The sequence below is a fragment of the Caballeronia sp. LjRoot34 genome, assembly GCF_964253815.1.
GTDB lineage: Bacteria > Pseudomonadota > Gammaproteobacteria > Burkholderiales > Burkholderiaceae > Caballeronia.
Map to the genome: position 1 here is coordinate 2,514,627 of NZ_CAXUSB020000002.1, position 24,163 is coordinate 2,538,789.

Annotated in this window: 11 protein-coding genes and 1 pseudogene; 3 read left to right on the plus strand and 9 right to left on the minus strand. The window is 57.7% G+C overall.

Features of this window, described 5'->3' with window-relative positions; all coding sequences use genetic code 11:
- Window positions 1-232: 232 nt before the first annotated feature.
- Window positions 233-11,776, minus strand: coding sequence for a two-partner secretion domain-containing protein (locus ACSQ36_RS30775; protein ID WP_436184983.1), 11,544 nt, complete (start codon window positions 11,774-11,776; stop codon window positions 233-235).
- Between the two features lie 27 nt (window positions 11,777-11,803).
- Window positions 11,804-11,923, minus strand: a pseudogene (locus tag ACSQ36_RS30780) (ESPR-type extended signal peptide-containing protein); the annotation flags it as partial.
- Window positions 11,924-12,311: 388 nt separating this feature from the next.
- Here ACSQ36_RS30780 and ACSQ36_RS30785 point away from each other — a divergent pair.
- A complete protein-coding gene (locus ACSQ36_RS30785) occupies window positions 12,312-12,665 on the plus strand; it encodes a hypothetical protein (protein WP_231937376.1) in 354 nt (117 codons plus the stop codon).
- 120 nt (window positions 12,666-12,785) lie between these two features.
- Here ACSQ36_RS30785 and ACSQ36_RS30790 read toward each other — a convergent pair whose 3' ends face one another.
- Window positions 12,786-15,428 carry an AAA family ATPase gene (locus ACSQ36_RS30790; protein ID WP_436184865.1) on the minus strand — a complete coding sequence of 881 codons (2,643 nt, stop codon included), beginning with the start codon at window positions 15,426-15,428 and terminating at the stop codon, window positions 12,786-12,788.
- 197 nt (window positions 15,429-15,625) lie between these two features.
- Window positions 15,626-16,720: a Shedu immune nuclease family protein gene (locus ACSQ36_RS30795; protein WP_436184866.1), complete on the minus strand. Its 1,095-nt coding sequence runs from the start codon at window positions 16,718-16,720 to the stop codon at window positions 15,626-15,628.
- Between the two features lie 774 nt (window positions 16,721-17,494).
- On the opposite strand from ACSQ36_RS30795, the gene ACSQ36_RS30800 reads away from it, so the two are divergent.
- Window positions 17,495-17,905 carry a DUF2000 family protein gene (locus ACSQ36_RS30800; RefSeq protein WP_436184867.1) on the plus strand — a complete coding sequence of 137 codons (411 nt, stop codon included), beginning with the start codon at window positions 17,495-17,497 and terminating at the stop codon, window positions 17,903-17,905.
- Window positions 17,906-17,995: 90 nt separating this feature from the next.
- Here the strand turns inward: ACSQ36_RS30800 and ACSQ36_RS30805 are convergent, their stop codons facing one another.
- The 5 genes from ACSQ36_RS30805 to ACSQ36_RS30825 all read right to left on the minus strand — a co-directional run bounded on the left by ACSQ36_RS30805 (window position 17,996) and on the right by ACSQ36_RS30825 (window position 23,806).
- Window positions 17,996-18,649 carry a phosphorylase gene (locus ACSQ36_RS30805; protein ID WP_436184868.1) on the minus strand — a complete coding sequence of 218 codons (654 nt, stop codon included), beginning with the start codon at window positions 18,647-18,649 and terminating at the stop codon, window positions 17,996-17,998.
- 98 nt (window positions 18,650-18,747) lie between these two features.
- A complete protein-coding gene (gene shc / locus ACSQ36_RS30810; RefSeq protein ID WP_436184869.1) occupies window positions 18,748-20,727 on the minus strand; it encodes a squalene--hopene cyclase in 1,980 nt (659 codons plus the stop codon).
- On the minus strand, window positions 20,727-22,010 hold the full coding sequence (hpnE, locus tag ACSQ36_RS30815; protein ID WP_436184870.1) for a hydroxysqualene dehydroxylase HpnE: 1,284 nt from the start codon (window positions 22,008-22,010) through the stop codon (window positions 20,727-20,729). Before hpnE ends, shc begins: the two co-directional genes overlap by 1 nt.
- Window positions 22,010-22,855 carry a presqualene diphosphate synthase HpnD gene (gene hpnD / locus ACSQ36_RS30820; RefSeq protein WP_436184871.1) on the minus strand — a complete coding sequence of 282 codons (846 nt, stop codon included), beginning with the start codon at window positions 22,853-22,855 and terminating at the stop codon, window positions 22,010-22,012. Before hpnD ends, hpnE begins: the two co-directional genes overlap by 1 nt.
- A 237-nt stretch (window positions 22,856-23,092) precedes the next feature.
- Window positions 23,093-23,806 (minus strand): response regulator, encoded by a 714-nt coding sequence (locus ACSQ36_RS30825; RefSeq protein WP_213764296.1) that lies wholly within the window; start codon window positions 23,804-23,806, stop codon window positions 23,093-23,095.
- 70 nt (window positions 23,807-23,876) lie between these two features.
- Between ACSQ36_RS30825 and ACSQ36_RS30830 the strand changes: the two genes are divergently transcribed.
- A complete protein-coding gene (locus ACSQ36_RS30830) occupies window positions 23,877-24,083 on the plus strand; it encodes a hypothetical protein (protein WP_436184872.1) in 207 nt (68 codons plus the stop codon).
- Window positions 24,084-24,163 lie beyond the last annotated feature (80 nt).

Below are 24,163 nucleotides of genomic sequence, written 5' to 3' on the forward strand. Positions count from 1 at the left end.
TTGTAGCCCCAACCGAAGATGACGCCAATTATCAGGCAGACAAAGCCAACGATATTGATCACTAACTTCGTTTCCTCGGTGTGAGGCTGACGGACTACCAATATACAAGCGAGGACACCGGCCAACGCTGCATACGAGAATATGCGATATGCATGCTTCTCGAAGGAGGTCAAATTGTCATTGTTTGGTCGATCGCGCATTTTTGGTTCTCAAGCAAGGAGGCGTGAACAAATCATTTCTGACTCGGAATAACGTAGGGCTGTGCTACCGACGTTCCAAACGTAAAGAATGTCTGCACGCCGCGGCCTTGCGGAATAGCCAAGCCAGCAAACGTCGTAGCAATGTCATACAGAATTGACGACGAACTCGGTGGACTAAGTGCGTAGTTAGCGGATTTCAGCCCAGCAGCACCGACTAAGGCACCGACATCAAAGGGCGGAGGGAGCCAGATGGCAGCCACCCCCATCGCAGTAGAACCAAGGTCCGTTGCCGTCGCCAGTTGCCCTCTCGTTGGAGGATTGACTGTCGTATTGACCGTCGTATTCACAACGCCGCAATTCCCCCGTGGACAAACGCTCCCCGAGGATCCAGTCGAACCATGCTGTGGTCCGATCTGCGGCTGGGTGGGCGAAGCCGTGTAACCACTCACTACGCTCGGCACAGCGCCAGGTGCCGCTGACGCGTAGTTATTTACGATGTACGCCTGGAGCTGAGGATCAACCGCTTCGTTGGTCTGAGTCAGAATTGGCTTGCCGTCAGCGGTCAGGCCCGCGGACAACCAGCCTGCACCCACATCGGTTGGCTTCTGACCGATCAGCGTATCGGGCGCGCCGCTCTCGACCGTACCGTTGACCGTCGCGCCCATGATCCGCATCTGATCTTCAACCTGTGCCGCCGTATACTTGCCGCCGCTCTTCTGCGCTATCTGCTGCGCAAGCGTCTTTTCTTCGGGGTGAAGTTGCCGATTGTAGATTTCGTTGTTGGACGCCGACCCTGCGCCTGCTAACGCCCCTTGCGAGCCACCCGCCATCGCCCCCGCAGCCGCTCCACCCGCTGTCGCCACCACGTCGTTCAACGCATTCCGTGCTGCTTGCTGCGAACCCGGTGGTAATCCACTCACCGCCTGATCGATGATCGGTTTGACAAGCGCCGTCAACGCATCGCCCGTCAGCGAGCCGCCAACCGCTCCTGCAATGTTCCCGCCTGAGATTGCCGTGCCGATGGCAGCAACCGCCGCGTGCATCGCATCCCGGCCCGCTCCGCCTTCTCCAAAGAGAGCAGGATTGGTTCGTTCCAGTTGGTCCGCCGCTTGGCCGACCGCATACGTCGCAGTCTTCCCAAACACCTGCGCAAACGCCAGATCGTTTTGCGTCTGCTGAAGGTTGAACGTGTTTTGCACGGTCTCATTGGCGTTCGTCGTATCACGCGAGAGCCCAGCCGTGCTATCCGTGCCGCTGGCTTCATCCGACTTCACCGTGATCGTGGCGGGGCTGATCGCCGCATACGTCGTGCCGTTCTCCTTATCACTCGTTTGCGCTGCCTGCGGTCCACCCACCGTTCCCGTATTCAACGTCACGCCCGTCGTCGAACCCGACGATTCAAACGTGTTGTCGACGTTACTGAAGCTGAAGCTGCCGGTTGTAAACGTGTTCTTTGTGGCATCTGCCGAACTCGCAATCTGCGCCCCGTTCAACTGCGTATGCCCGGCCACATTGACATCAAACCCACCCTCACCCGCGACGATTCCTGTCTGCTGCCCCACCGCATCGAAGTTGCTGTCGATCTTCGTGCGGCTCGCCGACATGCTGCCCGCAAATCCTCCCGCACCGAACGTATAGCTCAGCCCCCCACTCACACTGCTCTGTCGATCAGCATAGTTAGACGTGTCCTTCGCGCTTGTCATCGTCAGGTCGCGACCTACATCCACACTCACCGCATTACCCGAGGCCTGCGAACCATCCAGCGTCGTATCCCGCCCCGAGTGGATCGCGAGTGCATTACCTGCCGCCACCGTCGTGTTCTCCTGCGTCACGCTCTCGCCGTTGCCATGCCCGCTCGCCGCATAACCGCTGGCAAACACGCTGATCCCCGCACCGCCCTCAGAACTCACTCCAATCCCCACCCCGGCTTTCCACCCGGTCGAACCATTCGTGCTCGAATCGATTTGCGTGCTCTGCGCACTTTTCAGCGTCACGTCGTTGTTCGCCCACATATCTACGTCCCTGCCCATCACGTTCGCGCCGGTCATCGTGATATCGCCCGTTCCCGCCGCGCCGTTTTCACCCGTAGCCGTAATACTCACGTTACCGTTGCCAACAATCGATGACCCACGCGCCGTCGAGATCGACGTGCTCGACGCCTGATTGTTCTGGCTCGACCCAATGCTCAACTGCAACTGAACACCCGATGCGTTGGCAACATTGCCACCGCTCGCCAACACGTCCGCCGTGCCAGCGATCTGACCACGATTCTGATACGCCGCTTCCGCCGCTGCCAGCCCCTGCACCGCAGCCAGTCGCGAATCACCCGATTGCGTCCCAGACTTCACATCGGCGACCATGGTTTGAGCCGTATCCAACACTCCGCCGCCGATGCCCACCGTCAGCCCCGACTGCTTCGATCTTTGCGTCTGCGCATCCTGATACGTGTCGTACGCAGCATTCACCGTGACGTTCTGACCTTTGATCGCCACATCCTGACCCGCCACCACCTGGCTGCCCGTGAGCGTCACGTCGTGACCTGCGGTGATCGAAACATCCCCTGCCGATGCCCCGATTGTGCTGCCATGGTTCGTCAAGCTCGATGATTGATCCGTCTGCGCCAACGATCGGCTGCCAATCGTCACGCCCAAGCCACCGCTACCCATCAAGCCTGACTTGCTCGATTGATACCCACTGCTTTGCGTGTCCGTGCTTTGCGACGTGGTGATGTTCACATCGTGACCTGCTTGCAGCGCCACGACGTCAGTACCAACCACCGCACTTCCACGAACGTTGATATCGTGCCCCGCGCCAATCGCCACCGAGTCGCCCGATATGAGCGAGCCCGTCGCGTTATCCCCGGCAAACGTTCTCTGCGTATCCGTGGTCGACCGCGATAACAAGCTCTTCGATGACGAATGCGATGTGTCGCTGAAGCTGGTCTTGTCGTGCGCTTCGACCACGTTCACATCGCCCGTCGCCCCCATCACCACCTGACTGTTTCCCGCGCCATTCGTGCCCGCAACAATCGACGAACCCTGAAGCGTCAGGTCTTTCGCCGGTGCACTTCCAGCACTCGGCAAGACCAGATTACCGTTCGCATCCGACTGCGCACCGGCCAGTACCGTGACATTGCCGCCCGCCGACAGCGAGCTGGCCGCATTCGTCTCGGCGCTCGAATGCACCGTCTCCCAGGAGCGGCGAGATTCCGAGTGCCCATCGTTCGTGGTCGTGTTTGTCGCGCTCACAATGCTCACGTTCCCCGCGCCCGCGACCACCATGCTCCCGCCGGCGTTCAACTGACTGCCGGCTACATTGATGCCGCCGCCGCTGACAACGCCAAGATTTCCACCCGCCGATATCGTGCTTCCCGCCGCCTGCGTCGAGACAGTGTGCTCAGTGTTTTTGCCCGCCTGCGTGGCAATGTCCGAGCCCGTGTCCACCGCCGCAATGTTCACCGAATGTCCCGCCGACATCCCGATCCCCGCACCTGCCGTGATCTGCGCACCTTGAACCGTGATGTCATTGCCGGCGCTCATCAACGTCGTTCCGCTCGACTGAATCTGCGCCACCTGTCCAATCGACGTGTGAGACGACACGCCGCTCGCCGAGGCCGACCATTCCGTGTCCGTCGCGGATCGATTGACGATGTCATGCCCCGCCTGCATCCCAACGTTACCGCCCGAGATCAAACCGCCGATGTTCTGGATATCGTTGTTCGCCACCAATACCGTGTTCTGCGTGCTGCTGATCGCGCCACCGTTGTTCGTGATATTGGCGCCACTGATGCCAACCGAGTTGCCTGCGATCAACGCGCCGGTCGGCGAGAGCGTGGCGTCATCGGTCTTGGCGAGATAGACCTGTGGCACGAGAACGGTTTGCCGGGTGCCATCGGGCATGGTCACCGTCTGGTTGACGAGCCATACGATGTCCTCAGTCAACGCCGCCATCTGCGCGTCCGTGAGCGCAACGCCCGGTTGCAGGCTGAACTGCTTTTGTACCGCCACGCCACTTAGCATCAGTTGCTGATATTGCTGCTCGGCACTGGTGTCGCCAGGCAGATACTTGCGCCCAGTCAGGCTCGTTACCTGATTCTGAACCAGTTGCGTCTCATAGAAACCATCGCCCAGGCGCTTTTGCGTCTGTTCGGGATTGATACCGAGCAGGCCGAGCATGTAGTCACTGGAAATGAATGTGCCATAGCTCGTGAAACGCGGGTCGGTCTGCACCAGATAGCTCTGGCCCGGCGTATCGCTTACTTTATACAACCCACTCGTTGGCAGTACCGGACTCAACAGGGCGGCACGCGCACCATCGACGTTTCGTACCGCACCCGACACCGCCGCGGCAGCGCCCGCGCCATCCGTTGCGTTGATCGTGCCGGTGTTGGTCGTCACCGCACCCTGGGCACCATTGGCCGCGCTGCCTGCTGCACCGGCTGTGCCCGTCCCTCCAATCGAACCGCCCGCGCCAGCAGCACCGGCCGTGCCCACCGAACCCGATGCACCCGCCGTGGTGATTGTGTCGCCTGTGCCCACCGCGCCTGCGAGCGTCACATTACCCAGGCCCAGTGCCTGCACGCTGGCGCCAGCAACACCACCCGCCGCCGACACGCTGTTGTTCGTGATGTCGCCACCGTTGATCGACACAGTCTGATTGCTCGTGATCGTGCCGCCGGCAATGCCGGTGTTTTGGGTAATGGACGGATTGGTCCACGTGACCCACTGAACCGGCGCAGTCGGATCGGACGCCCATGGGCTGCTATAGCCCGAGCGATTCGAAAATGAATACGTCGTGCTCAACTGCGTACTGGTGTTGTTGATCGCTGCGTTGCTGCTGCCGTTCGTGCCATTGGCGACGTGCTGCTGGTTGACGTTCAGGTCCCCGCCTGCCGCCACCGTGCCGTTGTCGTTATTGAACTGGCTGCCAATAACCAGGTTCATTGCCGACCCGGCGGTCATTAGCGCAGGTGCACCGCTCGCGGCAGACAACGTAGTCTCCGCGACGGTCTGTGTCGCTTGCCGCTCGACTTCCGTTGGATATGAACCCGGACCACTGCCCGCGCGGCGCTGCTCGGTCGCCTTGATGATCTGCGTAGTCGGGTCCGTGTAACCCGGATACGTTTCAAGCCTCACGCAGGAGGTCGTGCAGTCTCCGTATTGATTCGAATAGGAAATGGTACCGATCTGGTTGGAGACCGTATCGAGGCCGTGATCTGGAAACGCAGTGCTTGCGCCGGTCTGGTCCGGGTTCGACTGGCCGGTGGTCTGACTGTAGACGTATAAGACAACCTGTCCCGCGGACAAGTCCACTCGCGACTGCTGCCCGTATTGGATGTTGCCGCCGCCGTTGGGTTGACCGTAAGTCAGACCACTCTGCTGCCACTGAAATACCGATGCGTTCGCGGGCAAGTTAACGACCACACGCTGCACGATATAACCATCGGGTGTCACAACGGGCGTTGAAGACACAATATCCGACGGACTCACGTAATACGCAGTTTGAATAATCGTGTTCGCATCCTGGAACGGGGCGGTGTTACCGGGCTGCCCCGGGTGCCACCACGGCAGCTCGTTCATCACATATGTTTGGGTGCTTGTCGTGGTCGTTGTCTGGATATTCTGGCGGACGTTATTGATCTGGTTCGCAGCCGCATTCAGATTGGCGCCGGCTTCAATCGTCGATGACAAGTTATTGATGGTCCCGGTCTGATTGATCAGGGTTCCGTTCGCATCGGTGCCGCTGTTCGCGGCCATGTTGACGTCGCCGAGACTATAGATGGTGGCGCCGTTCTGATTGTTGACGGTGCCCGGCACCCACAGGTTGACCTGCTCGGTACCCGCGATAATAGCGGCTGCGCCATCGTTGGTCAGCGTGTTCGCGTTCGCGGTGATGGTCCCGCCGATAATCGTCGCTGAGTTCTCGAGCGTGTTGCTGATCGTGGTGACGGTATTGCCTTCAATACGCCCGGCGTTGTTGATGTCGCCCGCGCCATTGCCTGCGATCAACGTCGTTTGGCCCGTCGTGGTATCGCCTGCCGTGCCCGACACAATGTCTGCGCCAGCCGTGTTCACGATATTCGCCGCGTTCACGGTCACGCCGCCCGCTGCGGACAATGTCTGCTCGTTCGTGAGCGTGCCGGTTGTGGACAACGTGAGGTCGTGGTTCGCCGTGATCAGGTTGCCGGCGTTGTACGTGTAGTCACCTTGCAGCGAAACAGTTGCGTCATGGCCGCCGATGATCTTGCCATCGCCGGTAAGCGTGTTGGCTGTTATCGCCAGGTCACCACCGCTTCCCACCGAGCCGCCGTCATTCTGCAGCGCTCCTGTGGAAATCGTAACGGTTCCGGTGCCACCCAGTGGATTCGCAATTTGCCCGTTCGTGTTGTTCAGGCTAGCCGTCGTCAGCGCAACATTGCCGCCGCTTACCGTTCCGCCAACGTTAGAAAACACAGCGCTCGGCTCGTTGAGCGTCAACGTGCCGCCAGAAACAAGTTGGCCACCGTCGTTGACAACATTGCCCGGCATGGTCAACGTCAACGCCCCGCCCGCCGCCGTCTGAGCGCCTTGGGTGTTACTGAAATTTGCACCCGAGATGGCGACATCACCGTTTCCACCGATCATGGCCGCCGAGCCAGCGTTTGTGATCGCGCCTGTCGCGTTCACGCTCGTCTGGGCCGTTCCTATATTGGTTAGGACACCGTTCGTGTTATCGATCGAACTGCCTGCGAGTGTCAGTGCACTGGTTACCCCAAGGCTTTCGATCTTGCCAGCTACATTCGATACCGCACCCGCTGCCGAGATGGCAAGATTGCCTTGGGTCGCAATCGTGCCGCCATCATTGATCAATGACGATTGCGAAGCTATGCCGACGTTGCCAAGGGCGGCTATCGTGCCGGACGTGTTGTCGATTGAAGCCGCGTTCACCGATACGTCCGCAGCACCGCCAATCGTGCCGGCACGGTTAGACAACGCCTCCGCTGCAACCACCGCGACAGCGCCACTGCCAAGTCCGTGGACCATTCCGCTGTCGTTATCGATCGATTGCGCGCTTACCGTTGCAGCGCCCGTTGCCGCCTCGATCGTCCCGCCTGTGTTAGTGACTGCGCCCTGACCCGCAGACACCGCAACCGACGATCCGCCGATGTAACCGCCCACGCCACCAAGCGCGCTGTTATCGACACCGGTCTGGCCCGTCAATGACTGCGCGCCAAGCGCCGATATCTGGCCGCCACGGTTCGATACAAAACTCGCGTTGACTGTCGACGTGCCGTTGGTGCCGAGCACACCGCTGTGGTTATCGAACGCACCTGTTGCTACGTTGAGACTGCCCGACCCCGCGTGCGTGATCGATCCGTTCACGTTGATCAGCATCTGCGGCGTCATCAACAAATCTGTCGCCGCGATTTGTATCGAACCCGCAGTGTTATCGAGCGTGTTCGCGACATCAAGCGTGGCCGTGCCGCCGAATGCAGTCTGCGCGATCTTGCCACCGGCGTTGGTCAGGTTGTTCGCATGAAGGCTCGCCGATGTAGCGTTGACCCAGCCATCGGTGTTATCGAGCTCGTCAGCGGTGATCGTCACGGCACCGGCAGCCGTGGACGTTCCCGACTGAATGGTGCCGCCCGCGTTTGTCAATTGCGTGCCGCCCTGCACCGTCAGCGCATCCACTGACGCGAGCGTCCCGCCGTTGTTATCCACTGCCGTACCAGTAACGTCAAGCGTGCGCTGAGCGCTTACGGTCCCGCTGTTGGTAATAGTGGTTGCGCTTAGCGATGCAGCGCCGTTGCCAGAGATCGATCCTGTGTTGGACAAAGCGCCGGTTTTAATATCGAGCGTGCCGGTGCCCGCGTGGGCGATGGTCCCTTGAGCGCCGTTAGTCAGCGAGCCGGACGAGATCGTAAAATCCTGGCCGTTGCTTTGAAGCGTTCCCGCCGAGTTGTCCAGCGAGCCCGCAACCGAAACGGTGGTGTTACCCGTCCCGCTTTGACTCACGACTCCGGCGTTATTGATGAGATTGCGCGCCTGAACCTGAACTGACTTACCCGATGCTGTACCACCCGAGTTATCGAACGTGTTGACCACTGCGATGCCCAGATCGGTTGCGGCGCTTAGCGTTCCGCTATTCGTGAATGACCCGGCCGTGATCGATGCAGCGCCGTTGCTGCCGATCACCCCGCGCGAACCATCGGCTGCGGGGGCATTGCTCAACTGCCCAGCAACGTTGAGCGTCATCGCGTCCGTGCCGAGCGAAACAATGCGTCCCTGGGAGTTATCCAGCGATCCGGCGGACACGCCGAGCGGACCACTCGCATCAATCTCCCCGCCGATGTTCGACATCGCACCGGGTGTCGAAATGGAGAGCCCGCCCTGACTGATGATTGCGCCGCGATCGTTAGTCAGCGAAGACTGCGATGCAACGTTTACCTGACCAAGGGCCGTTATCGTGCCTGCTGTACTGTTGATCTGAGCAGCGCTGACCGATACATCGCCGTTACCGCCGATCATGCCACTGCGATTCGAGACGGCTCCGCTTGTGGTCACCGTCACGGCGCCCTTGCCCAGCGCGTGGACAGTGCCGCTATTGTTATCGAGTGTCTGTGCGTTGAGCGTTGCCGGACCCGTCGCTGCTTCGATCATTCCCCCAGTGTTCGTCACGCTCCCTTGCTGCGCCGACACGGCAACGCTTGCGCCACCGATGTAGCCGCCAACACTCGCTAAGGCGCTGTTATCAACGCCTGTCGTAGCCGTTATCGATTGCGTGCCAACGGCCGAGATCTGACCTCCACGGTTGGACACCGATGACGCGCTGATCGTCGATGCGCCGTTCGTGCCGAGCACACCGCCATCGTTGTCCAGCCCGCCGGTCTGCACGCCAAGCATGCCGTTACCAGCGTGCGCAATAGTCCCGTTAACATTGGTCAGCGTCTGCGGTGTCAGCGTGAGATCGACCGCTGCGACCTGTATCGACCCGGAACTATTATCGAGCGTGTTCGACACATCAAGCGTGGCCGTGCCGTTTGTCGCTGACTGCGTGATCTTGCCGCCGAGGTTCGTCAGGTTGACTGCGTGAATGCCCGCGGAACCTGCATTGATCACGCCCTGACTGTTATCCAGGTTGCCGGCAGTGATCGCTACCGTGGCAGGCGTGGAGGAAGTCCCCGAGCGTATCGTGCCGAGTGCGTTGGTGAGCTGAGTTTTGCTCTGCAACGTCAAGTCGTCGACGGATGCGAGCGAACCACCATTGTTATCTATCGATACCGCCGTCACGCCGAGTGTGCGCTGAGCGCTCACGGTGCCGCTATTTGAAAGCATCGTCGCGTTCGCTACGGCGTCGCCATTGGTCGTGATAGCCCCGGCGTTTGACAATGCGCCGGTTCGGATATCGAGTGTTCCGGTTCCGCTGTGCGTGATCAACCCTTGAGTACCGTTAGTCAGTAACCCTGATGATATCTTCAGATCACGCCCATTAGTTTCGAGCGTCCCTCCCGAGTTGTTCAACGAGCCTGCGACTGAAACCGTGGTGTTATCCGTTCCGCTTTGACTGATGACCCCAGCTTGATTGACGAGGTCACGTGCCTGAACCTGAACGGTCTGTCCGGACGCGATGCCCTTCGAGTTATCGAACGTATTGGCGACGTTGATACCCAGGGTGGTTGCCGCGTTGAGCGTTCCGTTATTCGTCAACGACCCTGCGGAAATGGCGGTCGCTCCGTTGCTGCCGATCAGGCCATTCGATCCGTCGGCGGCCGGCGCGTTGATCAACGGTCCGCTGATGTTCACCGTCAAGCCATCGACGCCCAGCGCTGCGATGCAGCCCTGCGTGTTATCCAGCGATGCAGCGGATACGCTGAGCGCGCCACCGGCGTCGACGCTTCCACCCACGTTCGAAACCGAACCTGTCGATGCAACGGTCACGGCGTTCACAGCAGAGAGTGCGCCATCTTGATTGCTGATTCCCGATGCCTTCACCAACAGCGCGCCATTCGATGCGACCACGCCGCCCTGATTGTTCAACGCACCGGTCGTCACGGTCAGCTTGCCGGACCCCGCGAGTTGCACCTTGCCACCGGCGTTTGCTATAGAGCCAGCCTGCAGCGCGAGGTCGGCCGCGTTGGTGGTCAAGGTGCCACCCGAGTTGTCGAATTCGCCCGTGATTTGAATCGATGTATCAGCGGTACCGGTCTGGTTGATCAGGCCGCCTCTGTTAGTGAGGCCTGCCGCGTTGATGTTGATCTGGGCGGCATTGATTTGCGCGAGCTCGTTTGCGCTTTGCGCGTCGTTGCGGACCGTGCCTGAAGGCGCATTGATGTCGATTCTCTGACCTGCGTTCGTGTTGGCGCCCGTCAGATTCACGTCGCCGTTCTGAGCCAGCAGCGACAGGTTGCCGTTCGCCGTGGTCGTCGACCCCGAGAGATCAAGCGATGCGCCCTGCAGCGTCGCGTTGCCTCCCGCGAAGTTCCGGCCGTTCGCAGCAAGCGCATTGCTCGCGACGACGATCAGGTCGCCGGATTGGCCCACGTTGCCCGATGTATCCACCCCGGCAGCCAGGCTGCCCGTGGATAAAACGTTCCTGCCGTTGACCACGACCTGGGCCTGTCCCGCGATCGTGCCGCTGTTCGACACATCGCCGGATGAGTTGACGGTCGCCGACTGAAGTCCGTAGATCGAGCCGCTGTTCTCTACCCCGCCAGCCGCCGATAGATTCAAATTGCCCGACGCGTTCGTGTTGCCCGTGACGACGAGCTTGCCTTGGCTTGAGAGCGTCAGGTCACCCGACTGCGCGGCGATGGTGCCCGCGTCATTGACACCGACGCCACGCTCGGTCCCGACCAGCCAGATATGCTGAGCGTACATGCCACCCAGTTGGCTCACATCGACGCTGACCGAAGGCGCCGTCCCGGTGCCTGCGATGGGGGTTGCTGCCAACGTCGAATGATCGACCTGATTGGCGCCGGTGATCACGTTCAATGAGTTCGCGTACACGCCGGCGTTCACCGATACGGCACGCGCGATGACATCGACCTGATCCAGATTCGATGCGTTCAAACCGGCCCCGGTGAGCGAGACGGTGCCGCTCGTGACGCGGAACGCATCGAGACTCCCGCTCGGTCCAATGACAGGCATGCCGGTGGTGAGAATGCCGCGGCTGGTATTGATAAAGCCGCACCCCGAGCATGTGATGCCTGCGGAGTTTGCAATCACGACTTCGGCCTTGCGTCCTGCGACTTCGATCTGCCCCGCGAGCATGGACGGGAGATTGCCGGTCACCTGATTCAGGATGATCTTGGCCGGTGATGTGAGGTTTGCGTTGCCGGGAATCCAGCCGGCGAGTTGGCTCTGAACGGAGGTTGGTGAATTGTTTAATACCGCTCCGGCGCGGCCGACGGAGAATTGATCGTACTGGTTGTTCGATACACCCGCAGCCGATGGGCGCGAGATCTGGACGAGTGGAATGCCTGAGGGCGTGGTCGCGACAGTGGGTTTCTGTGCTCCTGCGTTTCGATTCGGAACGATCTGCGCGGCGACCCATACGGGCGTCAAGCCAAAGACGCAGAGGGCGCCGAATGCTGCCACTCTGAGTTGCCACACGAGGGGCAGCGGGCGGGATGATGTAGCGCCAGAATTTCCGCTGCTTGAACACCTTCCAGAGACCGTCTCCGCGACCGCAACTAATGCGTTTTGAACACGGCTGAAAACAACACGGAAACAGTTCTTATTCATTTCATTACACGCGTGGCAATCCTAATGGCCGGCGAGTGTAATGGTTACGTTTATGAAAATTGATACAAAGTGTCAAGGTAAGCTAATTATTTACGTCGTTTTGGATTTGCATGTTTTTTCCGACGACGCGGTTATCTCGTTGACCCGGCCTTTTCAGAATATTCTGAATTTGGCGCATTTGTCTGCATCGTCGGATAGTGCAGATTGGGACACGCGATAAGAACATTTGGCAAGTTTTTGATCGTTCACTTTGTTCAGTACGGGCTTGGTCGAGGATGTGCTCCCGCACGCTCACATTCGATAGAGATCCGAGTCGCGAAAGGGGTGCATGTCTACGTTGTGTGACAATCAAGTTCTCACCCTATAAATCACAGCACGGCGGAAGAACATGAACATCAACAAGAAAGTGACGTATCTCGTCAGCATCTTTATCGGCACTCCGACACAGCAGCACGCACAGATCAAAGACATCGCGGCGCAAGTGTCAGGTGACGACTATGAGTTCTTGCATCTGCATCAAATGGGCGCGTTCCTCGTGCTGAACACGGATCGCAACGCCAAGGAACTGGCGGGTTCGTTTTCGCGTGCTACGGCGGCGGATGATCGGGTGTTCATCTGCGAAATGGGCCAGGACTGGCACGCGCTTGGTTTGAACAAAGCGATGTTCTGGTTGCAGAACCATTTGGCGACGAAGACGCAGACACCGGCGACTAAGAAAGGGAATCCGTTTGGGGATGCGTGACTGCGAGTGAGCCCGACATATCTACCGCTCGTGCGCGTTTGACGGTTTTGATTGACAGAGACCGAGACAGCGAAGTGGCCGTTAGACTTTTCCGTCGAACGGCCATCAAGCCACCATTGCTTAGTTATTTCCTAGCGCCGTGTCCATCTCCACCACGACTGCTAACATATCTTTTACCACGACGGAATCAAATTCCTCGACCTTGTCCCCTTCGTGCGTACCCTTGTTTAAATATCCCCATTCGACTGAATGCACTTTTTCCTTTCCAAGCATCTTTTCGAGCGACGGAAGTACGTCTTGAAACACGACAACCTCCTTCTTCGCTAGGAACCCACGAAGTCCGCTAGCAACACTCATCAGATCTGGGGACCCATTCGGGCTTCTCATACCAACCTGGATTTGCGCCGAATAGTTCTTCTTACTAAGATTCTTCCAAAGACGATTCAGCAATTCTTCAAACGCCTTCCGTATGTAACTCAAGCAGTCTCGCGTCCGCCCTTCTTGGAAACTTTTTTCAGCAACAATCAAATAGTGACGCGGAACATCCGTTTTTACATGAATCGTCTTTGAATCGATTGGCGTCAAAAAATCAATCCGATTGACGATATTTTTATAATCCTTTGCTGGTATTGCGTTCTCTAATCGTTTAACAAAATCTTCGCCATGAGTCGTGATAATTAGCTGCCTACCTTTTATGTCACCGTCCCCCAAAATCAACTCTATGATCCCGCTTCGGTGTTCGTCATCGATCGAATTTACGACGTCATCAAATATTAAAAAAGGTAGATCATCCCTTACAATCTTGGAAAGCAAAATAGCAAGTCCAAGACATCTTATATGCCCTTCACTTAAAATATGTAACGCATCGCATTTTTCTCCACTTTCAAATTCTATCTCAATCCGTTTTCCGGTCGCCGTTGGCAGAGCAAGTGTCTTTAGTCGATCTGAAATGTGATCATGTCGGTTAATCAAGTTATAAAACTTAAGCGTTCTCTCGTTTAAGTCGGCAGCTAATGTCAGTGGCAGCGCATTGTTATAACCAAGCAATTTTTGACGAAAACTTTCGTACGCTACCAAGTATTTCGCATTGCGATAAATAATTGACTTCTCTTGTTCGACTTGCTCGATAAGCTTAGAATTTTCAGCCGAGAATTTCTTAATCTCCAACGTTGCAGTATCCAGGCTAACCAAATTTTCCTTTCTCACCGCTTCGATGGAGATTATCGTTTCGAGATGTTTCGCCAGAGTCAGATTTTCCGTTTTGAGTTTTTCAATATCAGACTTGGCCTTCCCGATTATTAAATTGAATTCGGTAATGTGCCGCTTGAGCAACATCAGAGATTCGTCGTGCTCCTGCACGCTGATCAACAGATTCTCGAGTTCCTGCGCCGTCTTAGCCTCCTCGGCTGATTGCCCGAGTTGCTCCATTAGAGCAACACCCTCAAAATCGACGAGCGTCGCAACGGCAAAGAGTTTACCTAACTTAACCCTCAACGCCGCCCAGCGATCTGGAACAAGCTCGGAGATCTGAGCGATCCGCGTTTCCTTCTTGATTGCCACGTCGAATTCCGACAACTTTTCGGTCGCATTTTTGTACGGATCGACAGGAACATTCAGGTCACCACCGCTATAGAGTTGCGATTCACACGCCGGGCAAGAGTTGGGAAATTTTGCCTCGTTTTTCGCTATTGCCGCATACAAATCACGCAGCGATAGTTGATCTTTATACGCCGAAAGAAAATGGCGTGCTGCCCTTCGCTCGTCGAGAAGTGCGACTAGGTCTTTTGTTTCCGAAATAATGACATCGATCTCCGGATCCGTTGCAACTCTTAAGTTAGTTAGCCTTCCTATCTCATCGCTGTTCTTCTTTACCACCCCACTTATCCCATCTGCACCCTGTATAAAAACCTTGGCCTCTTGAATGGTCGATACTCCATGGAATTGCAGTAGAACCACCCTTTCTTTTTCTTTTATTTCGGTTTCCTTTTGCGGAGCTTGGGACACGATCGCCTGTTGACCCGAAATCACCTTCCCTTTGTCCGCAAGTTCCTTCGCTTTTTTCCCGACGCAATCAAGATATCTATCGAAATTCTCGTTAAATTGAGTTGCGAAAAGATTGAACTCTTCTAGGCCGAATAAAGCAGCGAGTCGCGTTTGCTGCGCTTGCGGCGTATTAGCAGAAACGCGCGAAAAGCCATCGATTCGATTCTTCTCAATAAAACAGAACTCGTAACTACTTTGTTCACTTTTTACGGGAATAATATTTCCAGCGGCCGTTTTTCCAACCAACCTGGGTTGATCTGATTTTTTTGTTATCGCATTTCTTATATAACTTGTCGTGTCAATCCGCTTCGCGTCGGCTTCATTGATCGAGCCGAGAAGGCTATACTCGAGTGCTTCGCATAGACTTGATTTCCCCGTTCCGTTTGGTCCATAAACGAAAGTATAAGGATTGACAAAATCAAATTTTTGTTCGCTGGAGAAGCCTCGAAAATTTTTGACTGTTATATTCAACAATTGGACTATCTTCTCTGGACCATCTGCGGAATCATTGATAGTCATGTTTATTATATCGGACGCGTTGTCACCGTTTTTGTCTATCAGCTTCGCTATAAGCTTTCCTCGATTTCCGGCGGCACTACCGGACATCGAGATAGCCGAAAAATTCTCCAAAATTAGATTTACGAGTTTTTTTTCATATTCCGAAAATGTGGCTTGCTTGCTAATGAGAAATTTTTGAAATTCCAGAAATGGCTTAGACATAAACAACGACCCCAGGTAGGTGTTCGGTGCGTCTTAGAATGGATGCACCTTGCGTTCATTCGAAAACACTGAGAAGCTTCTTAATTCTATAATTCCACACGCTGTCAAAGCGCCAACGCCGCTCCATTTCTTGTCATAGATCAAAAAATTTTCAAATGTCATCGCTTGCCGATTCGGCTGTGCATTAATACGCGCCACTACAGTCGGCGAAGTTTCCGGAGCCAGCTGTCCCAAGTCTCTATTTTCACTGGTGGTTTTACGTTCCACTCATAGTCGTGCCGGTGCCGACTTTCTTCAAGATCATTTCTGGTCCGTCCTGCTATTACTACACATTTTATATTAATATCTTTTTTTGGATCCACTTCAAGTTTTCCGTATGGACCAACGAATGATCCGTACAGTGACTTTCCGGTCTCAACTTGCTGTCGAATCGCGTGAACTTCGCATCTAAATTTCTCCATATTCCGATAAACGACGCCGACGCGGGTTCTAATCTGTTGAATTGCTTCGTTTGCCTTACTTGAGAAATTCTGGTAGGACCCACCATTAGCCAGATGAAAGTCGGCTCCTTTGATTTCGACCAGAACAACATCCATCCTTGACCGGCCTGAGAAAAGCGCAAAGTCTACAAAACCATCTCCAACCGGAAACTCGGAAAAGCACATGTACTCTTCATCTGGATCGGCATAGACTTCCGCAACAATCGACAGGTCTGATTTGAGCAACTTGTGCAATTCTGCTTCCCCAGTGCCTGCATCAACAGTTGCATTGAGCGCTTGTTTGCTAATCATATTCGCCTCGATATCCGCACGCCGATTGATCACATCAGGATCTTCCGGGTAGGGTGACCCGGCAAAAGGGTCTATCGCGTTTCTCAACCGTTCCACCTCCGCGAATAAGCGCACATCCTCACGAGTTGGGCTGTTAAATTCATCTCGCTCACAACCAAGAAGCATGCAGGCGTCGGCAAAACTGACCTTCTTCCATGACGGCGTATCGCCCCCAGCGAAAGTTACCAAGTCGAAAGTTGCTTCTCGGTATGAAGCATTTTCATAGTGCTCCACAATCACTGCATCATTCGGGACAAGACCCTGACGAATTAGCGCTGCTCGGATAAGCTCAACACTGTTTGTAACTGATAGCCCAATACTTCCATGCCCAACACCGACCAGATCTGTGAAAACTGCGGCAATCTGGTTGCCCATTGTGACAAAGATGCGCACTCGGCATAGACTCCGCGCCTTGTTACCGCGTCCGGTTTCAAACTGAAATATAAGATCGCTGATTTTCATTTCGGCCTTGTGGAAGTTTTTTTGCGGTCGCTAAGTTCAAAGTACAACGGTTTAGATTGACGGAGCTTCTACGATAGCTTGAATTTTTCAATTGATGGAGGCGTAATCACCTTGTCTCGATTACAACGAGCGAGTTGAGCAAAAAAATTTTGCGAACAAACATCGAGGAGCGTCCTGCCTGAGATCGGAGAATGTTTTAATAAGGGTTGCAGCCGCAGTCGCGAAAATCGATTTTGTGCCGTCCTTCCCGAGCCAAGCGACGGTCCGAGATCACACCACGGGCGACAAGTGATCGCTCCGTTCGAAGGACGGTATTCGTATCCAAGATTTTGATAATTAACTAAAACTAATGCTTCGTTGGAAGGACGTAGGCGACCTCAGCGATCGTTTTATGGCCAACTTCTATTAGTCAAAGAAATCAATCGAATTAACCGTTGATAGATTATGGCGTGTGTTCATCTAAATTCGCGCGGGGAGTTGCAATACTTTGTAGTCGTTCAAGACATTTGCCACACTGCTGGGGAATATTGACGAGCAATTGGCTACTACTGCGCGGACGGGTCACGCAACATGCTCAAGTCACGTCGCACGGGCATCCCGCACATCCACCGAATGTCATTAAGCCAAACCGCGCCCTACTGGCACCGCGCCGTCATTTCATCGAAGCGTATTCGTTTCTGACGTCCCACAATCCCGCCGACGCGTCACTTTGAATATCATTCGCCGTTAACGTCTTTTAAAACCTCTGCTGCCCTAACCTAACCGCAAATCCCCATGGAATTCGACACCAAAGTAGCCATCATCATCCTCGACGACTTAGCCATCTGGCAGAAACTCAACGTAACCGCGTTCCTCGCAACCGGCATCGCGGGCGCCGCCCCTGACGCAATGGGAGAACCCTACATCGACGCCGCCGGCAGAACCCACGCCCGCCTCCTCGGCCAGCCCATCATGGTCTACCAAGCCGACACCCCCGGCCTCCTCCGCGCCTTCCGCCAAGCAATCGAACGAGAACTAACCCGCGCCGTCTACGTCCGCGCGATGTTTTCAACCGGCCACGATGAAGCCAATCGGAAAGTGTTTCTAAAGGAGCCGGCAGACACGCCCAACTTAGTCGGACTGGCCGTAAGAGGCCCGAAGAAAGCAGTCGATAAAGCCATCAAGGGCTTATCGCTGCATGGATGATTGAACCAAGATCGAAACGCGGTCGCACGCCAGCCCACTGACCGCCATTCCCTACTCAGCCGCGCAACGGCCAAGGCAAAAACAAAACCCCTACCCCCCCAAAGCCCCCGCCGCGCCCATAGCATGCCGCGCCTGGACCAATGAAGTCCGCGCCGCCCGCGCATCCCCCGCGACCCTCAACAGCGCCCCAAGCTGCGAGGGCTCCTTCAACAACTCGCGCAATATCGGCAGAATCGTCGTAGTCCCATCATCCCGCAACCCGGCCGTCGCAGCACTCGGCAAACTCCGCCAAGCCGGATCAACAATCGCCCGGCAAACCGCAAACGGCAATCCCCGAGCCGTAGCAATCGCCCCGGCAATATGCGATTCCATATCCACCGCAAGCGCCCCAGTAGCCCGATAAAGCGAGCTCTTCTGCTGCTCGCCGGTCAAAGGCGCGGCCACGCCGGCCATCGTCCCTCGAACCGCCTTCGCCTCCAGCGGCGTCCCGGCAAAAGCCGCAAACAGTCTTGCGGACCATTCCGGATCGGTATCAAGCACACCGAACGGCCCCGACACAGAACTCGCGATAATCACCGTCCCCGGCTCCAACTCCGGCGAAAGCCCTCCCGCCGTCCCGAAACTAATAATCCCGGAACATCCCCGCGCCAACGCTTCGCTAATCGCGCGCTCAAGCAAATCCGACCGCGCCGCAAACACCGACTCCACCCCAGGCCCACGCGCGATACGCGCTTCAAACGCCATCCCCGTCACCGCAATCACGGGCAGACGGGCATCTTCGGAGCCCGAGGAGCCGGAGCCAGAATCAGACCCAGAGCCAGAAGCAAAGCCGGGTCGCGAACTCACATGCCCGCCGTCACGCGCGACGTACCGTCGCGCATCATGTTCCTGTACCGTGCCAGCGCCCAAAGCGGGAAGAACTTTCTATACCCGTGGTATCGCAGATAAAACACTCTCGGAAATCCAGTCGCGGTAAATCGCGTTTCATCCCACAAGCCGTGTTCACGCTGCGTGGCATGCAGATACTGCACGCCCTTCGCCACCGCCGGATGATCGACAAACCCCGCCGCCATCAACCCCAACAACGCCCACGATGTCTGCGAAGCCGTGCTCGGTGCCGCTTCATATCCGCGATAGTCGAGCTTGTAACTCTCCCCGCCTTCACCCCAGCCGCCATCGGCGTTCTGAATACTGATGAGCCAATCCGCGGCGCGTTGAATGCGGCTATCGGTAAGAGGCAATCCAGCCGCATTCAACGCACACAGCGCCGTCCACGTCCCGTAGATATAGTTCAGCCCCCAACGCCCGTACCAGCTTCCATCGCGTTCCTGACCACGCAGAATATAGTCGAGCGAACGCTTCGCCGGCTCACTCGTCGCGGGCAATTCACCCAACTGCGCGAGCATCGAAAGACAACGCCCCGACACATCAACCGTAGGCGGATCGAGCAACGCGCCGTGATCGGAGAAAGGAATGTTGTTGAGGTAATACTGCGTGTTTTCAGGCTCGAACGCGCCCCACCCGCCGTCGCTGCTCTGCATGCCGACGACCCATTCCCGCCCGCGCGCAATCGCTTCGCCATACAACGCTGTCCCGTTTTCACGATCGGCACGTTCCATCGCCATCGCAACCACAGCCGTATCGTCCACATCCGGATAATGCGGATTCGCGAACTGGAACGCCCACCCGCCAGGCCGGATATTCGGCCGGCGCGAGATCCAGTCGCCGCGCACATCGAGAATCTGCAGCGGCACCAACCAGTCCAGACCTCGCGAAACGGCAGCGCGCGCCTTGGGCGTATCGGCTTCGAGCAACGCGTGCGCGACGAGCGACGTGTCCCATATCGGCGATAAACACGGTTGGCAATAAGCCTCGCCGTCCGGCGCTTCATCGATGATCAAAAGCTTCTCAATCGACTTGCGCGCAATCGCCCGGTTCGGATGATCTTCCGGATAACCGAGCACGTCGTACATCATCACGGAGTTGGCCATCGCCGGGAAAATCGCGCCGAGACCATCTTCGCCATTCAACCGTTCATCGACGAAACGCACGGCCGCTTCTATCGCGCGTTGCCGCGTGTGGCGCGGGAACAGCGGATCAGCGGCGCGCAGCACGGCGTCCACGCAGCGGAACAGCACGAACCAGCCCTGATGCTGATGCGGCGCACGCGCGGCCATGCCGGCGTTCACGGGGGCATCGAAGAACAGTTCATCGATGCGCACGCCCTTCGGATTACGCGCGCGCGGCCGCTTCGCGTTGAGCACGAGCAGCGGCACGATCACGGTCCGCGCCCAGTACGACACCTTCGACAAATGGAACGGGAACCACTCGGGCAAGAGCGTGATTTCCACGGGCATCATGGGCACCGCGCGCCACGACACCACGCCGAACAGCGCCAGCAAAATCCGCGTGAACACGTTCGCTTTTTCCGCGCCGCCGGCCGCGATAATCGCGCGGCGTGCCCGCTGCATGTGTTCGGCTTCAGGCGAATCGCCGATCATCTTCAGCGCGAAATACGCCTTCACGGTGGCGCTGACGTCCATCGCGCCATCGGTGAAAAGCGGCCAGCCGCCATCGGCGCGCTGGATCCTGCGCAAGTACCGCGCGATCTTCGCTTCGAGTTCGGGCTTCGGCGTTTCGCCAAGGTAATGCACGAGCAGCACGTACTCGGCGGGAATGGTGGCGTCGGCTTCGAGTTCGTAGAGCCAGTAGCCGTCGGGATGTTGGTCGGCAAGAATGGCATCGGCAGCACGCGCCACCGACGCTTCCAGCGCCGCCGCCGTCACCGGCTGGATACCGGGCGGCTGGACAGTTTCGTTCATCAGCGTTGCACCGAGAAATCAATCGAGGGATTCATAAGCAGGTCCGCGGCCTTCTGGCCGGAGCGGATCGAGCCTTCAATGGTGGCAGGCAGCCCGTTGGCCGTCCAGTCGCCGGCCAGCATCAGATTGGACCAGCGCGTACGCGTGCCCGGCCGGAGGTTTTCCTGGCTCGGCACGGCCGCAAAGGTCGCACGCTTTTCCGTGACAATTTGCCATGTCGGCATGCGCTCCACGGGCAAGCGCGCCGCCTTCGCCACTTCTTGCCAGATGGTCTGGGCCAGGGCCTCGCGCGGGGTATCCAGAAGTCGATCCGCGCCGCTGATGGTCACGGAAAGACGTCCATCGAACGCGAACAGCCATTCGGCGGTGCCATTCAGCAAGCCGGTCATCGGCTCGAAGGCGAGCGGCGGATCAATAGCAAAATGCGCATTGACGATGGCGCGGAATTCGTTCGGCGCGGTAAGCCCCGGCACGAGTTGTTGCGCGACGTTGGGCGGTACGGCAAGCACCACGCCGTCGTGAACACCGATGTCCACGCGGCCATCGTCGAAATCAAGCGACGTGACGCGCGTCTTCGAATCCGTGCCGACGAAGCCGATCTCACGGACCCGCGACCCCAGCTTGATCTCCGCGCCGCCATATTGCAGCAGACGCAACGCGGGATCGACGAACGCATGGCCCAAGCCGTTGCGTGCGACCAGCGGACGGCACGCCTGACCGCCAAGCAGCAGCGATTCCTTCAGCACGTTGCCGGCGAGCACCGCGCTGCCTTCACGCGGATCCACATTCAGCACGGCCAGGAACAGCGGGTTGATCAGCGCGTCCCATAAGCGCCCGTTCGTGCGCATGGTTTGCTGCATCGTGCGTCCGGGTTTGGCGAACAGCAGCGGCGCCAGCGACAAATAATCCGCGGGCATGGTGCCCGGAACACGCGCGGCGGAATCGAAGATCCAGCCCGGCACGCGGCCCGGCGATAGCTTCACGGTCCAGCGCGCGCCGCTGCGCAAATCCATGAACGGAAACTCGGGCTGGGTCGGGCCAACGAGCTCGTCAGCCGCGCCAATCGCCTTGGCGTAGGCGAGCGTGGCGTGGTTGCCCGACAGCACCAGATGGTTGCCGTTATCAATCGTGGCGTTGAGCTTGATATCGAAGTAAGAACGGCATCGGCCGCCAGCGTGCGGCGCGGCTTCGTGCAGGACCACACGCGCGCCACGGCGCTGCAACTGGACCGCGGCGGCGAGTCCCGACAACCCGGCGCCAATCACATGAACGAGACGCGACATCAGAAAATATTTCGCGCGACGATCCACAGCAGCCGCGAACGCGGCGTGCGGATGTGGTTGCGCGGGAGATCGAAGCCGCGCTTCAAATTCGCTTCAAGCACGCACCGGTACGCACCCGACATGATGCGCGGCGCCCGCACCTGAACACGCGGCGCGGTCGCCATGATCGCGTCGGATTGCGCGTAGTGGGAACGGGCGCGATCGGCAAGCGTCAGGCAGACGCGCGGCAAGCGGGCATCGTTGACGATGGACGCGATGTCGGTCGTGGAAATGCCTTCGCGGGACAGCAGTTCTCGCGGCAAATAAACACGCCCAATGCCGGCGTCTTCATCAATGTCACGAAGAATGTTCGTGAGTTGCAGCGCGCGGCCGAGGTGGTGCGCGAGACGCCGTCCGGCATCTTCGTGCATCCCGAATATCCTCACCGATAACCGCCCGACCGCGCTCGCCACGCGGTCGCAATACAGGTCGAGCGTGGCTTCGTCGGGCGCGACGATGTCTTCGGCGGCGTCCATGGCCATGCCGTCGATCACGGCAATGAAGTCATCGCGCGAGAGATGAAAGCCCTGGATATGGTGCGTCAACGCGGCCAGCGACCTGCGCGGCTTGCCGGCGTAGCAATCGTGTATGTCCGCGCGCCATTGTTCGAGCGCGGCGGCGCGTTCGCCGCGCGGCAACGTGCCGTCGGCAATATCGTCAACCGCGCGACAGAACGCGTAGACCTGATACATGGCATCGCGCTGCGCAGCCGGCAGGATGCGCATGGCGAGATAGAACGAACTACCCGACGTTACCTTGGCAACGTCGGGAGCAGGATCGTCGGCGATAAGATTGGAAACGGCCAAGACGGACTCCGCTGTGGCGCCCCCAAGGGCAGCAAGTGTTAAATCGGGCGCCGGGCATCCGGCTTCATGGAACATGCTTTGAAGCTGAATGCAAGCCCGGCATGGCTTGGACACCGGCTTCAGGCGGCGTGCAAGCCATGCCGGAAGCGGCGAAAAGTATATCAAGTTTGTGAAGCGTTGCCCTGAGGTCGCCTGCCGCGTACTTTCAACACGCTTTCCACGCGCCCTCCGCCGGCCTCAACCTTCGTACGAAACATCAGCCGTCAGCATATATCCCTCGTTACGCACCGTGCGGATCAGCGCGGCGCCGCGCGCCGTATCCTTCAAGTGCTGACGCAGGCGGCTGATACAGACATCAATAGAACGATCCAGCGGCGTGTGGTTCTTGCCGAAAACTTCGTCAAGCAGATAATCGCGCGAAAGCGGCCGGTTGGGGTGATCCAGCAGCGTGCGCAATGTCCGGTAATCGGAACCGCCGAGCGTGATCACCACGCCCTCCGGCGACAGCATCTGCTTCGTGCGCGTGTCGAGCCGCCAGCCGGCAAACGTGATACCGGCGATGGAATCCGCCGGGCGCGCATTGGGCATCGCCCGGCTGCGCCGCAATACCACCTTGATCTTCGCGACCAGTTCACGCGGGTCGAAGGGCTTTGGCAAATAATCGTCGGCGCCCATTTCCAGGCCGAGCACGCGGTCGAGCAGACCACCGCGCGCACTCAGCATGACGATCGGAACTGTGCTGCTGCGACGCAATTCCCGCGTGAGGTCGAGGCCGTCCTCGCCGTCCAGCATGAGGTCGAGCACGACCAGGTCAATGCGCGACGAATTGATGATCTGCTTCATCTGCGCGCCGCTTTTTGCGGCTTGCGCGCCGTAACCCATGCTGCCGAGGTAATCGAGCAGGAGTTGCCGGATGTTCGGATCGTCATCGACGACGAGTATCTGGTCCATGTGTTCTTTCTTCTTGCCGTGAACGCTGGGTGAACGCTATTACGCCGCGGCTGGCGTGTCTGATTCCGCGATGGACATAGCGGCCAGATCCCGCGCCAACACGTTCCATTGCAAATCGCAATCATTCTTATTCAGCAGGGTATCACATGTCGGTTTTACGGATTTGCCGCCGCATCGCTTGGCTGGCGTGGCTTTCGCGATGGCGCTGCTTGAAGAAAACCATCCGGTTTTGATTGACGATCTCACCAATCGATCGCGCATCGCCGGCGAGGTTTAGAGAGCACGTCCCGGCGCTGCCCCTGAAGCCGATATTGCTCGCCAACTTTACCCAGTGCGCCGCTTTTTACCGCCTCGCGT